The organism is Streptomyces sp. NPDC005963, from assembly GCF_040638655.1.
Lineage (GTDB): Bacteria > Actinomycetota > Actinomycetes > Streptomycetales > Streptomycetaceae > Streptomyces.
Genome location: NZ_JBEXVD010000020.1, coordinates 18,852 through 34,537, shown reverse-complemented (window position 1 = coordinate 34,537; position 15,686 = coordinate 18,852). Strand labels below are relative to the sequence as shown.

General features: G+C 72.2%; 4 protein-coding genes. All 4 read left to right on the top strand.

Going from position 1 to position 15,686, the window contains the following annotated elements:
• The first annotated feature begins 63 nt into the window (after positions 1 to 63).
• The 4 genes from ABZ348_RS24020 (at position 64) to ABZ348_RS24005 (ending at position 15,677) form a co-directional block, all read left to right on the top strand.
• On the top strand, positions 64 to 6,720 hold the full coding sequence (locus ABZ348_RS24020; RefSeq protein WP_358936417.1) for an amino acid adenylation domain-containing protein: 6,657 nt from the start codon (positions 64 to 66) through the stop codon (positions 6,718 to 6,720).
• 113 nt (positions 6,721 to 6,833) lie between these two features.
• Positions 6,834 to 8,240, top strand: a complete 1,407-nt coding sequence (locus ABZ348_RS24015; RefSeq protein WP_358936266.1) for a SidA/IucD/PvdA family monooxygenase — start codon at positions 6,834 to 6,836, stop codon at positions 8,238 to 8,240.
• Positions 8,237 to 14,512 carry a beta-ketoacyl synthase N-terminal-like domain-containing protein gene (locus tag ABZ348_RS24010; protein WP_358936265.1) on the top strand — a complete coding sequence of 2,092 codons (6,276 nt, stop codon included), beginning with the start codon at positions 8,237 to 8,239 and terminating at the stop codon, positions 14,510 to 14,512. The genes ABZ348_RS24015 and ABZ348_RS24010 overlap by 4 nt, the downstream gene beginning before the upstream one ends.
• Entirely contained in the window at positions 14,505 to 15,677 is a 1,173-nt protein-coding gene (locus tag ABZ348_RS24005) for an acyl-CoA dehydrogenase family protein (protein ID WP_358936264.1), read from the top strand. The genes ABZ348_RS24010 and ABZ348_RS24005 overlap by 8 nt, the downstream gene beginning before the upstream one ends.
• The last annotated feature ends 9 nt before the right edge of the window (positions 15,678 to 15,686 follow it).

Sequence of the window (15,686 nt, the reverse complement as noted above, 5' to 3'; positions counted from 1 at the left end):
CGCGAACGGACCGAGGACGGTCGACCACAACGGTCGGTCAGCGACAGGGAGGGGCACGTGGGGATGCGCAACACGGCCAGGAACAAGGACGATCACGAAAGACGGCTCGCAGCGCTGCGCAAACGCATCGCCGCGAGTGGACTGGCCGGCCAGGACAGTGGGAATGACAACCACACGGTTGTGTCCGCCGCGGAGGGGGCGGCGGACACCGACACTCCGTCGGGAACCAGCACGGCCCAGCAGCGTCTGTGGTTGCAGCACGCGAGCGACCCCACGGGTGCCGCGCTGAACGTGGGCACCGCCCTGCGCCTCGACGGCCCGCTCGACCTCCCCGCCCTCGCCGCCGCGCTGCGGGCCGTCGTCGCCCACCACGAGGTCCTGCGCACCCGGTACGCGCTCACCGAGGCCGGCGAACTGCTCGCGATCCCCGATCTGTCCGACGGCTTGGAGCTGGTCGAGGTCGACGCGCGCGACGCGGACGTCGAGGCCCTGCTCCGTACCGATCTGCGCACCCCCTTCGACCTGGAGTCCGGCCACCCCCTGCGGGTCACCGTGTACGCGCAGGGCCCCGACCGGCACACCTTGCTGCTGGTGGTGCACCACATCGCCTGGGACGACGCCTGTTGGCGGGTGTTCTTCGAGGATCTGGCCGCCGTCTACCAGGGGGGACACCCCGCGCCGACGACCGGGTACCCCCAGGCGTCACGTGCCGTGGAGGACGAGGTCAAGGGCTCCCTACCGGCGCTGCGCCGGCACTGGGCGAAGACGCTGACGCGCGCCTCGGGTGCCGCAGGGCTCGACCGTCGTACCGCGGCCGATCAGCAGACCGCGGAAGCCGAGGCGGTGGAAGTGGGTTTGGATGCGACGCAGTCCGCGTCCCTGGACGCCCTCGCCCGGACCGCGGGAACCACCGCCTTCACGGTCCTCCTCACCTCCTTCGCCGCCGCGCTGCGCCGGCACACGGGCAGCGAACGGTCCCTGATCAGCACGCCGGTGTTGCGGCGCGACAGCGGACACACCGCCCGTACGCTCGGCTACTTCGGCAATGTGCTGCTCCTCGCCCTCGACACCGATCCGCGCGGCAGCTTCGAGGACGCGTTGGGTTCGGTGGGCCGGGTCGTCGTGGACGCACTGGACCACCAGGACCTGGAGTACGACGAGGCGATCCGGTTGCTCGGGGCCTCGGGCAGGGTCCAGCCGGTGGAGATCAGTTTCGGCATCGAGGGGGCCGAGGTACCGCTGACGTTGCCGGGAGTCGATGTGCGGCCCCTCCCGGCCCGTACCGGAATCGCCCAGGCACCGCTGTCGGTGATGGCACGTCAGGAGCCCGACGGCTGCTGGGTGATCCGCTTCGAGTACATACCCGATGCGGTGGGCGAACAGACCGTGCGGTCCCTGGTCGAGTCGACCCGGCGCACCCTGCTCGCCGGGCTCGCCGCTCCGCACGTGGCCCTCGGAGACCAGAGCCTGGTCACCGACGAGGAGTACGGGGTCATCCTCGCCCACGGCACGGCCCCCGTGCTCGACGGTCCCGCTCCCGGTGTGGTCGAGCGGTTCGAGCGACAGGCCGCGCTGCGCCCCGACGCGGTGGCACTGCGCGGCGCCGAAGGGACCCTGACGTACGGCGAGGTCAACGACCGGGCCAATGCGGTGGCCCGGTGGATCGCGGCCCAGGGCATGGGCCCGGAGGACGTGGTGGCGTATGCGCTGGAGCGCTCGTTCACCGCCGTGAGCATCGCCCTCGGCGTGCTGAAGTCGGGAGCCGTCCTCCTCCCCCTGGACATCGCCCATCCCGAGGAACGGTTGACGCGGCTGCTGGCCGACGCCGGTCCGCGGCACCTGTTCACCTCGGCCACGACCGATGCGGCGATACCGTCGAGCACCGTGCCCCGCACGGTGGTGACATCGGCGGCTTTCGACACACAGGTCTCCGCACTGGCCGGTGCGGGCGACCTCACCGACCGGGACCGGGTGCGCCCGCTGCGGCGGGACAACCTCGCGTACATCATCTACACCTCGGGCTCCACGGGACGCCCCAAGGGCGTCGGCACCAGCCATGCGGCCCTCGGCGACCATCTGGAGTGGCTGCTCTCGCACTTCGCCGCCACGCACGCCCGGTTGGAGGACGTGCGCTGGCTCCAGCTCGCCTCCCCCGCGTTCGATGTCTCCATAGGCGAGCTCTTCGGGCCGCTGGCCGCGGGCGGTGAGGTCCTCGTGGCCCGCCCCGACGCCGAACGGGACCTCGACGCCCTCTTCGTCGAGCTGGCGGAACTGAATGCGACCGTGGTTCACGCGGTGCCGAGCTTCCTCCACTACCTGGCCGCCGCTGCACCCGATGCGCGACTGCCCCTGCTGCGTTGGCTGCCGGTGGGCGGCGAGGCCCTCCCCGGGGAACTCGCCGACCGGGTGAGGGAGCGCTTCAGCGCCCACAGCGAGGTGACCCTCGCCAACTTCTACGGCCCCACCGAGACCACCCAGTCCGTGACGGGCTATCCGGTCGTCGCCCCGCAGGGCCATCGGATCGTGCCCATCGGCACCCCCAAGTGGGGCAATGTGGCGCTGGTCCTCGACGCCGACCTACGGCTCGCGCCGCTCGGCGAGGTGGGTGAGCTCTACATCGAGGGCGGTTCGCTGGCCCGCGGCTACCTGGGGCGTTCCGCCCTGACTGCCGAGCGGTTCGTACCGAGCCCGCTGACTCCCGGCGCACGGCTCTACCGCACGGGAGATCTGGCGCGCTTCACCGACAGCGGCGCGTTGGAGTTCATCGGACGCGCCGACGACCAGGTCAAGATCCGCGGCTTCCGGGTGGAGCCAGGTGAGATCGAAGCCGTGCTGCGCGCGGACGAACAGGTCGGCCAGGCCGTGGTCGTGGCCCGCGAGGACGCCCACACGGGCAGTCGACTGGTCGCCTACCTCACTCCGGAGGGCGGCGGGGAACTCGACGCCGAAGCCGTCAAGGAGCGCCTTGCGGCCACGGTGCCGGCGCACATGGTGCCCAGTGCCTTCGTCGTCCTCGACGAACTCCCGCTGACCCCAGCCGGCAAGACCGACCGCCGGGCGCTGCCCGAGCCGCCCGCCGCAGAGTCCACTGCCTTCCGGCCGGTGCGCGAAGGCGCCGAGCTGCAGATCGCACTGCTGTTCGCCGAACTCCTCGGACAGGGCACCGACCCGTCCGGAGCCCCCGCCCATGAGACGCCCTCGGTCGGAGGCAGGCGGATCGGCGCGGACACCTCGTTCTTCGAACTGGGCGGCCACTCGCTGCTGTTGACCCGACTGATCTCGCGCATCCGCCGCGATCTCGGGGTGCACATCGGCGTCCGTGACGCCTTCACCCAGGCCACGCCGGCGGCACTCGCCCGACTGGTCACATCGGGTGCGCCCGCCGTGGAGCAGCGCGCCCTGACCTTCGGTCCGCGCCCCGCCGAGCCGCCGCTCTCCCCCGCCCAGCAGCGCATCTGGTTCGTCGACCGCATCGAGGAGTCCAGCACCACCTACAACGTCCCCGTCGCGCTGGAGATCGACGGACCGTTGGACTCCGCACTGTTGCGCCGAGCGCTGGAGGAGGTCCTGCGGCGGCACGAGGCCCTGCGGACGGTCTTCCCCGACCGGGAGGGCATCAGCCATCAGCGCGTCCTGCCGGACCATGGGGTCGAACTGCCCGTGACCGCGGTGACCGAGGACGAGGTGGCGGGCGCCCTCGCCCGGGCCGCCGAACACCCCTTCGACCTGGCGACCGAGCGCCCGTTCAGGGCTGCTTTGCTGCGCGTGGCTCCCGAGCGGCACGTCCTGTCGCTGCTGGTGCACCACATCATCTGCGACGAGGTGTCGGCCGGGGTGTTGGTGGCCGATGTGACCCGGGCCTACGAGGCGCTGCGCCAGGGTGCGGGAGCGGACGGCACACCGGTGCTCGCGCCGCTGGCCGTGGGGTACGCCGACTACGCCGTGTGGCAGAGCAAGCGACTCGCCGGTACGGATCCGACGGACATCGACGGGCAGCAGGACCCGGAGGCGCTCCGCGCGTTCTGGCGCACCTATCTGGCGGACCTGCCCCAGGACACGTCCGTCCTGCTCGGCAGGGCCAGGCCGGCCCAGCCCGACAGCGCCGGAGGGATCGCCCCCTTCACGTTCGACCGGTCGGTGCGCGCCGGGGTGGAGCGTCTGGCGGAGCGGACCGGCGCCACGCCCTTCATCGTGCTCCAGAGCGCCGTCGCCGTACTGCTCGGACTCTGGGGTGCGGGAGAGGACGTTCCGCTCGGCACTCCGGTGGCCAACCGTCCGGACGAAGCGCTCGACGAGGTGGTGGGACTCTTCGTCAACCTCCTCGTGGTGCGCAACGACCTCTCGGGCGACCCCACCGTGGAGGAGGTCGTCACCCGGGCCAAGCAGCGCGCGGTGGACGCCTACGCGCACGCGGAGTTGCCGTTCGAGCAGGTCGTGGACGCGGTCGGGGTGGAGCGCTCGCTGAGTGTCAATCCGCTCTTCCAGGTCCTGGTGCAACTGCGCGACGAAGAGTTGGTGCAGCACATCACCGAGGAGTTGGACTGGCGGCTGGTGCCGCAGTACACCGCGACGGCCAAGTACGACCTGTCGGTGAACTTCCAGCCCGATTCGGGCACCGGCGGCTGGGGCGGGGAGATGATCTACCGCCGTGACCTCTACGACGAGGACGCGGTGGCCCGGTTGGTCGAGGGTCTGGGTCTGGTGCTGCGTGCCGTCGTCGACGATCCCGGGGTCCGACTCCACGAACTGGACCTGGTCCCGGCGCAGGAGCGGGAGTTGGTCCTCGATGGGTGGAGCCATGGCCCGCAGGCCGTGCCCGAGCGGGCCGAAACGCTCTCGGAGCTGATCGAACGCAGTCGCAGTCTGTTCGACGAGCCGGGCGCCGCCGCACGGACCGCGGTGGACTGCGCGGGCGAGACCATCGACTACGGACGGCTGCACGAGCGCAGCGACCGGCTGGCCAGGCTCCTCATCGAGCACGGCGCGGGCCCGGAGCGGTTCGTGGCCATCGCCGTACCGCGGTCGGTGGACATGGTGGTGGCGCTCCTCGCGGTGGTGAAGACGGGTGCGGCCTATCTGCCCCTGGACATGCGGCTGCCCGCGGACCGGCTCGACTTCATGATCTCGGACGCAGCACCGGTGGCCGTGGTGACCCGGTCGGACGCCCCGGTGGAACTGCCCGACTCGGCCGCCTCACCGCGGTTGGTGCTGGACGCACCGGAGGTGATCGCGGCGCTCGCCGCGCAGTCCGCCGAGCGGCTGCCGATGGAGGTGTCCCGGCGGGCCCGCGGGGAGAACATCGCGTACTTCCTCTACACATCGGGCTCGACGGGCGTGCCCAAGGGCGTCATCGGCACCCATCGCGCCTATGCGGCACGGTTGACCTGGCAGCCGGTGCGCTATCCGATCGCCGCGCCCGACGTCCGTCTGTGCCAGGGCTGGCTGAGCTTCCACGACGGCGGGTGCGAGATCCTCGCGGGTCTGATCGCGGGCGCCGAGCTCCTCCTCGCGGACGAGCACGAGGCCCGGGACGTGGGCAGTCTGGTGCGGCTGATCGAGGGGAATCCGATCGGCCAGGTCACGGCCGTTCCCACGGCGATCAACGCCTTGTTGGGGGTGTCGCCCGAGGCGGTGCGTTCGGTGCCGCGCTGGGTGACCAGCGGTGAGCCCATGACGGGCGCGCTGCTGGAACGGCTGCGGGCCGCAGCCCCGGACAGCGAGATCATCAACAACTACGGTGCCACCGAGCTGAGCGGTGGCGTGGTGCGCGGCCGGTTGCACGAGGAGGGACTGCACCTCGGCACGCCCGTCGACGGGTCCCGGGTCCTGGTGCTCGACGCACGGCTCAATCCGTGCCCGGTGGGCGTACCCGGGGAGGTGTACGCGGCGGGCCACCAGGTGGCGCGCGGCTACTGGCGCCAACCCGGGCTGACCGCGGCACGCTTCCTGCCCAACCCGTACGCCTCGCGTCCTGGGGAGCTCCTGTACCGCACCGGGGACCGGGCGATGTGGAGCGCCGACGGACGGTTGGTGTTCGGCGGGCGCACCGACCACCAGGTGAAGCTGCGGGGCATCCGGGTCGAACTCGGTGAGATCGAGACGGCGTTGCGCGCCGTGCCCGAGGTAGCAGCGGCTGCGGCCCGTACCCACGAGGTCCACGGGTCGACCACGCTCGCCGGCTACATCACCCTCGTCGATCCGACGGCCGACCGTGACGCCGTGGTGGCGTCGGTGCGCGAACGCCTCGCGCAGGAGTTGCCGTCGTATCTGCATCCAGCGGTGATCACGGTGCTGGACGCGATGCCGTTGACGGGCTCGGGGAAGCTGAACCGGCCCGCGCTGCCCGAACCGCAGGTGCGCACCGAGGGTGCGCACGAGCCCTTGCGGAGCGAGACCGAACGGACGGTCGCCGCACTGTTCGAGGACGTGTTGGACGCCAAGGAGGTGGGTCGCTCCGACGGCTTCTTCGCCCTCGGCGGCGACAGCATCATCTCGGTCCAACTCGCGAGCCGGGCCAGGTCCCGGGGGTTGCCGTTGACCGCGCAGATGGTGTTCGAGCACCCGACTGTCGGCGAGTTGGCCGCGGCCTGCGACCGGGCGACGGCCGACGCGGCCCGGGCGGACGCCCGACCTGCGGACGAGCCCGTGTCGACGACCGACGCATCAGGGCTCGACAAGGACACCCTTGCGGCCCTGCTGGGCAGTTGGGGGCGTGACTGACGTGCCTCGCGTACGCAGGCCGTCGCCCCGGCCCATGCCCTCGGCGCGGACCACCGCGCCCCCCTCACACCCCACCCGAAGCACACCCGAGAGAAAGCTGGAGCACTGAGTCGATGGAGCCGCTCTCCCTGGAGGAAGCCCGACGTCGCTTCGGCACCGGCCACCGCGACCCACACGGGTTGCTCGGTGTCGTGGGTGCCGGACCGAAGGCACTGGCAACGGCCGCCAAGAGTCAGGTCCTGCGCGAACTGGGCGTTCCGGTGCCCCGCGTGGTGGTGGTGGAACCCCACGGCGTGGGGGCCAACTGGACGGCGGTGGGCGGGCGCACCAACGGTCGCCCCCGGCTGTCCACGAGTCCCGAGAAGGACCTCGGATTCCCCTACGCGTCCGATGTGTACGGTCCGCTGACGACCGAGATCAACACCCGGATGCAGCAGTTCAGCTGGGCCGGCTATCTGGTCTCCCGGGGCGAGTACGCCACCTGGGTGGACAGCGGTCGCCCCAGTCCCCGTCACTCCACCTGGGCCGCCTATCTGCGGTGGGCGGCCGACCAGATGGACTTCCCCCTGGTGCGCGGCTCGGTATGCGCCCTGGAGATGTCCGACGGACGGTGGGAAGTGACCGTCGAAGGTGCCGAGGGCGGTGAGGCGACGCTCCACCTCGACCAGGTGATGATCAGCGGGCCCGGTCCGCATGACGGTCTGCTGGCCGGTGACGCCACGTGCAGCGTGGAGGAGTTCTGGCGGCTGGGCCTGGACACGGGCGTGGCCGAGCCGAGCGTCGCGGTGGTCGGCGGCGGGGAGACGGCCGCGGCGATCGTCGAGTACCTGATGCACCAGCACGCGGGGCCGACGACAGTGATCAGCCCGCAGCCGGTGGTCTACAGCCGGGGTGAGGGCTACTTCGAGAACGCCCTGTACTCCAGCCCCGAGCGCTGGCGCGAACTGTCGGAGCAGGACCGCAGGGACGTCATCGCACGCACCGACCGCGGGGTGTTCTCGCCCCGCGCCATCGGGGCGATCACCACCGATGCGGGAGTGGAGCACCAGCAGGGCACCGTGGTCTCGCTGCGCCGCGTGGACGGTCAGACCGAGTTGGTCCTCAGCAACCCGGGCCGCACGGACCGCGTGTTGCGGTACGACGTCGTCATCGATGCCACCGGCGCACGCCCCGACTGGTTCTTGGACCTGCTCGGAACGGCGGCGCGCAAGGCGGTGTACCGGTCGATCGGCGATGCGAGCGACGGGGTGCGGGCGCTGGAGCGGCGCATCGGTCCCGACCTCGCCCTGACCGGCGTCAGCCCCCGACTGCTGCTGCCGACGCTCGCGGGATACGAGCAGGGTCCGGGGTTCGCCAACCTCAGCTCGCTGGGGCTGCTCTCCGACCGGGTGCTGGGGTCGACGCACGGCGGGAGGGCGGTCGCGGCCGGTTCGGGATCCGCCGACCGTCTGGAGCCGGCAGCCTTCGACGGTCGGGGCCGGGCCGTCTCCGCAGCGGTGCACCGCGGTGGTGAGGCATGAGCGACCGCAGGACGTGGGACGACGACATAGCCGTCGTCGGTCTCGCCTGCCGGGTGCCGGGCGCACAGACGCCCGAGGAGCTCTGGCGACTCCTGCTGGACGGCCGGCGCGCCGATGGGCGGGCGCCGGACGGTCGCTTCGACCGGACCGCCATCCCCACGGGTCTGCTGCACCAGTCCGAACAGGGTTCCTACGTCGACGACGTGGCCCGGTTCGACGCCGAGGTGTTCGGTGTGTCCGCACGTGAGGCGACCGTCATGGACCCGCACCAGCGGTGGGCCCTGGAGCTCGGCTGGGCGGCCCTGGAGGACGCCGGGGAGGTGCCGGGTGCCCCGCGTGACGCGGAGTTCGGCGTGTTCGTCGGTTCGATGGGCGCGGACTGGGCGATGGAGCACGCGGCCGGCCGGCTGGCACCGATCGGTCCGTCGTCCCTGGCGGGTTGGGCGCCGTCGGTCATGGCGAACCGGATCAGCCATGTGTTCGGTCTGTGCGGACCGAGCGTGGTCGTGGACTCGGGACAGTCCTCGTCGCTGGTCGCCGTCCACCAGGCGGTGCTCGCCCTGCGGGCGGGTGACTGCACGGGGGCGCTGGTGGTGGGGGTCAATCTGAACCTCTCCACCGAAGCGGCCACGGCGACGGCTTCCTTCGGCGGTCAGTCCCCCTCCGGACGGGCCACCCTGTTCGAGGACTCCGCGGACGGCTACGTCCGCGGCGAGGGCGGGGCCGCGGTCGTCCTGCGCCCCTTGGCTGACGCCGTGCGGGCGGGCGATCGGGTCCATGCGGTCATCAAGGGCTCCGCCGTCACCAACAACGGCGGTGGGGAAGGGCTCGTCGTCCCGACCGCCGAGGGGCAGGCCCGGGCGATGCGCCGGGCCTTGGCCGTCGCGGCGCTGGAGCCGGGCGACCTCGGGTTCGTGGAGCTCCACGGCACCGGGACTCCGGTCGGGGACTCGGTGGAGGCGGGCGCCCTGCTGAGGGTGTTCGGCCTGGGCTCGAAGGGGCCGGTGCACGGCCCGGAGCGACGCCGCCTGCTGGTGGGTTCCCTCAAGACGAGCACGGGCCATCTGGAAGGGGCGGCCGGTCTGCTCGGGCTGGTGAAGGCGGTGCTGGTCGCCCGGCACGGTGTCGTGCCGGGCACCGCCGGACATCTCGGCGGGGCGTTGGTGCGGCGGCTGGCCGAGGCGGGCATCGCGGTTCCGGCACAGCCGGTTCCGTTGCGCGCGGGTGCACCGGTGGGCGTCAGCTCCGTGGGCATGGGCGGCACCAACTGCCATGTGGTGCTGGCCGCGTACCCAGTGGACGCATCGACTCCGGAGCCGGGCGGCCCGGGCGGCGAGGACACCGGTACGGCGGTGGTGCCCGTACCGGTGGTGCTCTCCGCGGGAAGCCAGGAGTCCCTCCGACTGGGGGCGGCGGCGCTCGCGGAGTGGGCCGCGGCGCCGGACGGCCGCGGGCACGCGGCAGGGCTGGTAGCCGTGGCCCGTACGCTCGCAACGCGGCGGGCCCGGCTGCCGCAGCGCTGCGGATTCACCGTCCGCAGCGCCGAGGAGCTGCGCGAGCGACTGCGGACGATCGCGGACGGCGAGCGGGACCGTGCGATCCGGCACGGCGCCGGCCCCAGGGCCCGTACCGCGTTCCTCTTCCCCGGTCAGGGCAGTCAGCGCCCCGGCATGGGGGCGGAGCTGTACCGTCGTCTGCCGTCCTTCGCCCGGCACTTCGATGCGATCGCCGCTGTCGCCGACCCGTTGATGGACGTGCCCCTGCACCAGGTGGTGCTCGATCCGTCCCCATCCGCGAACGACACCGCTGACACCGCCAGTGCAGCCGGCGCCGAGGCACTCGTACACGCCACGCGGTACACCCAGATCGCCCTGTTCGCGGTGGGCGTAGCCCTCCACAACAGCCTCATCGAGGTGGGCGTGGTGCCGGACGCCGTGGGCGGGCACTCCGTGGGAGAGCTGGCCGCCGCGCACGCCGCCGGCGTCCTGCCCCTGGCCGATGCGGTCCGGCTCGTCCTCGCGCGCGGTGCGGCGATGGCCAAGGCCGACCCGGACGGGGTCATGGTGGCCGTGGAGGCGTCCGAGGAGGAGGTCCGCGCGGTGCTCGCCGACCATCCGGGTGCGGGCGTCGCCGCAGTGAACGGTCCGGCGGGCACCGTGATCTCCGGGGACCGCGGGGCGACCCTCGCCTGCGCCGGGGTGCTGCGCGACCGCGGTCATCGCACCCGGGTGCTGAAGGTGGCCCATGCCTTCCACTCCCACCACATGGACGCGGTCCTGGCGGAGTTCCGCGCCGTGGCTGCGCATGTCGACTACGGCACGCCCACCCTCCCGGTGGTGTCCAATGTGACCGGCCGACTCGCCGACGGCGACGAGCTGCGCACCGCGGAGTACTGGGTGAACCACATCCGGCACACCGTCCGCTTCGGGGACTGCCTGGGCGAGCTAACCGCTGCCGGGACCTCGCTCTTCCTCGAACTCGGTCCCGGTGCGACCCTCACGGCCATGGTGCGCGGCGCCGCCGGGACCGTGAACCAGGGCGTCGCCACTGCGCCTGCCGCGGGTTCGCTGCTCGGGGACGGTTCCGACGAATACGGGGCGTTCCTGGAGTCGTTGGTACTGGCGCACGTCCAGGGCCAGGACGTCGACTGGGCCGAACTGCCAGGGCTCGGTCACGGTGACTGGGCCGCGCTGCCCACGCACCGGTTCACGGGCGGGCGGTACTGGCCCGGCTCGGACGGCACCCCTGCCGTACCCGCCGGCTCCACGGCACCGCCGGCAGCCCCGGTCGCGTCCGGCGGCGATCCCATCGGACTCGTGCTGGGCACGGTCGCCGAGGTGCTCGGGGTGCGACCCGCCCATGCCGTGAACGCCGGTGACACCCTCGCCGACCTGGGGATGACGTCGTTGCTCGGGTTGGAGCTCCGGGCGGAACTCGCCGCGCGCACCGGGCGCGAACTGCCGACCTCACTCGTCTACGACCATCCCACCCCGGCCGCGCTCGCCGCCTATCTGGCCGGTCCGCAGGCGGAGCGGTCGGCAGCCGCATCCGCCGACTCATCGGCGGGCCGCGACACGCACCGGTCGGGATCAGCGCCTTCTCCCGTACGGGTGACGCCCGCACCCCACACCCACGGCGAGAGCGGCCAGGGCAGCGATCCGATCGTGATCGCCGCCATGGCCTGCCGCTACCCGGGTGGGGTCACCTCACCCCAGAAGCTGTGGGAGTTGGCCGTCTCCGACCGGGAGGTCCTGGGCGGCTTCCCCGATGACCGTGGTCCTGCCTGGTCTGTGCCCGGACCCCATCCCCGGCACGGTGGGTTCCTCACCGATGTCGCCGGGTTCGACGCGGCCCACTTCGGGATCTCCCCGCGCGAGGCACGCGCCATGGACCCGCAGCAGCGCATCGTGCTGGAGCTGTGTTGGGAGGCGTTGGAGCGGGCCGGCTGCGATCCGCAGTCCCTGCGCGGGCAGAGCGTGGGCGTCTTCCTCGGCGCCATGGCCGGGGACTACGCGACGGCCGCCCGGGATGCGGGCGACGACCTCGGCGGGCACGAGTTGACCGGGGCCTCGAACGCGGTCCTCTCCGGACGGGTCTCCTACCAGCTGGGGCTCACCGGGCCCGCGCTGACCGTGGACACCGCCTGCTCATCGTCGCTGGTCGCGGTCCATCTGGCCGCGAACTCACTGCTCAGGGGCGAATGCGAGCTGGCGTTGGCCGGCGGGGTGACGGTCATGTCGACGCCGAAGATGTTCCAGGAGTTCCAACGGCTGGGAGGGCTGGCCGCGGACGGCCGCTGTCGAGCGTTCTCCGCCGCCGCGGACGGAACGGTGTGGAGCGAGGGTGCGGGCGTCGTCGTGGTGGCCCGCCGTTCCGAGGCGCACCGCCGCGGACTCCGAGTCCTCGCGACCGTCCGGGGCAGCGCCGTCAACCAGGATGGCGCGAGCAACGGGCTGACCGCCCCGAACGGCAGTGCCCAGCGCCAGGTGATCGCCCGGGCGTTGGCCGATGCGGGACTGCACGTCGAGGACGTGGATGTGGTGGAGGCACACGGCACCGGTACGGTCCTCGGCGACTCGGTGGAGGCACAGGCTGTCATCGACACCTATGGGGTGCGCGACGCCGATGCCGATCCGGTGCTGCTGCGTTCGCTGAAGTCGGTCATCGGTCACACCCAGGCCGCGGCGGGCGTGGGCGGTCTGATCGCGATGGTCACCGCGTTCCACGAGGAGCGGCTGCCGGCGACCCGATACGCGGAGTCCCCGACTCCCAAGGTCGAATGGCCCGCGAGCGTGCGGCTGTTGGAGCGGTCGGTGGCCTGGCCGCGGGGCTCTCGGACACGTCGGGCGGCGATCTCCTCGTTCGGCATGAGCGGCACCAACGCCCATCTCATCGTCGAGGAGGCGGTCGGCGCACCGCGCGGACGGTCCATCGACCGGGACGACCACGGCCAGGAAGGCGGCTCTCCCGCACTGCCGTTCATCGTGTCGGCCGGCGACCGCAGCACCTTGCGGAACCAGTTGGGGCGGTTGCGGGAGGCGCTGGCGGACGACAGGGCCGTTGCCGGGTCTTCGCTGCCGGCCGCCGCACTGACGCTGGCGACGCGCAGGGCCGCTCTGCCGCACCGGGCGTCCGTCGTCGCCGGTGACCGGGCCGGGCTGCTCGCGGGCCTCGATGCCGCCCTGCGCGGTGAGGTCACGGACCGGGTGGCACTCGGCGAGGCGCGCGGGGACTGTGCGGTGGCGTTCGTCTTCCCGGGGCAGGGCTCGCAGTGGGCCGGAATGGCGAGGGGGTTGCTGCGCGAGTCGAGGGTGTTCGCGGACACCGTCGCTGCCTGCGCCGATGCGTTCGCCCCGTACGTCGACTTCTCCGTCCCGCACCTGTTGAGCGGTGCGGACGACTCGGGACGCGCCCGGAGCCTCGAAGGCATCCAGGTGTCGCTGTTCGTGACGATGGCCGGCCTGGTGGATCTGTGGCGCGCCGCGGGGGTGACGCCGGACCTGGTGCTGGGGCACTCCCAGGGCGAGGTCGCCGCCGCCTATGCGGCGGGCGCACTCGATCTCCAGGACGCGGCCCGGGTGGTTGCGATCAGGGCCCGGCTGCTGTCCCGGCTGTCGGGCAGCGGTGCCATGGCGGTCATCGGACTGGACGAGCCGCAGGCGCGCGAGGAACTCGCGAAGTCGACGGCGGTCGGTGCTCGGGTGGAGGTCGCGGCCGTCAACGGTCCGGGCAGCACGGTGGTGTCGGGACCGGTGGAAGCCGTCGGAGCCCTCGTCGAGCGGCTGGCCGCGGCCGGTGTGCGCACCGCGACGGTGGCCGTGGACTATGCGTCCCACTCTGCGATGGTCGAACCGGTCGAGGCCGAGTTGAAGGCCGCTCTGGCCGGCATCTCCCCGCTCAGGGCCCGTACGCCGTTCTTCTCCACCACCCGGGCCGCCTACGTGGACGGCACCGAGCTGGATGCGGCGTACTGGTACGAGAACCTGCGGGGCGAGGTGCACTTCGCTCGGTCGGTTGCGGCCGTGGCGGGTTCCCGGCGGACCGCGTTCATCGAGGTCAGCCCGCACGAGGTGCTGACCACACCGATCACGGCCACCCTGGACGGGTTGGACGGCGGCGCGGACACGATCGTGTTGGGCAGTCTGCGGCGCGACCGCGGTTCCCACGGTGACTTCCTCTCCTCCCTCTCGCTGGCCTGGACGCGGGGCGTGCCGGTCGGTTGGACGGCGGACATGTTCGGCGCGCCCGTCGATGGGCCCGTCGATCTGCCACCGACCCCGTTCGCACACCGACCGTTCTGGATCAAGCCGTCGGTGGCAGCACCGGTACCGCCGACCCGGCCCGAGGACGCGTCCCTGGCCCCCGACCCGACCACTCCAGATCGGACAGCCCCGGACGGCGCTCTCACGGAGCCGGCCCGACTGGTCCCAACTGCTGCGGTGCTCAGCGAGGTGGCGCGGGTGTTGCATCTGTCCCCCACGGACACCGAGGAGCGCAGTCACCACACGTTCACCGAGTTGGGCCTCGATTCGTTGACCACGGTCGACCTGCGGCGACGGTTGCGGGACGCGCTCGGTGTGACGGTCCCGGTCCAGGTCTTCGGGACGCACAACACCCCCTCGTCACTGGCGCAGTGGGTGCAGCGAACCCTGATGGGGGCGGTCCCACCGCCCCCGATGAACACACCACACCACGGCGAGCCGGCGAAACCCCCGACGACCGGGTTCGCAACGGCGGTAGCCGCGAGCAGCGAGGAGTACGGCAATGGGTGAACAGGGTCGGCGCTGGAGCGCCTTCACCGAGGCCGATGCAGCCTTCACCGACGCCCTGCTGCCGGGCCTGGTGACAGAGCTCGACGGATACGGGCTGATGGAGCTGGAGGGCGAGGGCAGTCCGGTCCTCGATCTGTTCCGCAAGGCGAAAGGGCCGGGCCTGCTCATCCCGGCGCGCCACGGCGGTCATGGGCTGGACTGTCGCGATGCGCTGCGGGTCCAGTCGGCGCTGGCGACGCTCTCGCCGTCCCTGGGTGTGGGCACGATGATGCACCACCTCGCGGTGGTGTCATTCGTGGAGTACCTGCGCGTCCACGTCGGTGACGACGCTCCCCAGTGGGCGCTGCTGGCGTCCGTGGCGCGGCGCGACCACCTCCTCGCTTCGGCCTCGTCCGAGGCGAGGAGGGGTTCCGACGCGCTGATCCCCCGGACCACGGCCACCGTCCAGGAGGACGGCGGCTATGTGTTGAGCGGCTCCAAGAAGCCGTGCAGCCTGGCGCGTTCGATGGACATCCTCACCAGCAGCGTGCTGGTGAGGTCCGATGACGAGCGGGACGGCACGGTGGCCCTCGCGGTCATCCCGGCGGCCATCGAAGGGGTCGCGGTACGCCCGTTCTGGCGCAGTCCGGTCCTGGCCGCGGCGGAGAGCGAGGAGGTCGTCCTCGACCAGGTGCACGTACCGGCCGAGATGGTGGTGCCGGGGGGACGGCCCGAGCGGGGCATGGACGAGTTGCAGGTGCGGGCCTGGACCTGGTTCGAGGTACTGGCCTGCGGCACCTATCTGGGGACGGCCCAGTCGCTGTTCGACCGGGCGGCACACGCACCGCGGGTGGAGCGGCGCGCGCTGGGCGAACTGGCCGCCGAGTTGTTCGCGTGTCGCAGCGCCTGTGAGCGCGCGGCGGCCACGTTCGATGCGGGCGGCGCCGCTGAGGACGCCATGACCCAGGCGCTGCTCGCCCGGCTGTTCGTCGAGGAGCGGCTGCCCGATCTGTGCGCCCGGCTGGCCCGGTTGCTCGGCGGACTGGCCTTCGTCACCGGCCCGGAGGTGGCGTATCTGATCTCCGCCTCACGGGCGTTGGCGTTCCACCCACCGCGGGGGGTTTCCAGTGCCGAGTCGCTCGGTGGGCGATTCGCCGGCGCCCCGCTCGATCTCTCGATCTTCTGAGGAGCACGT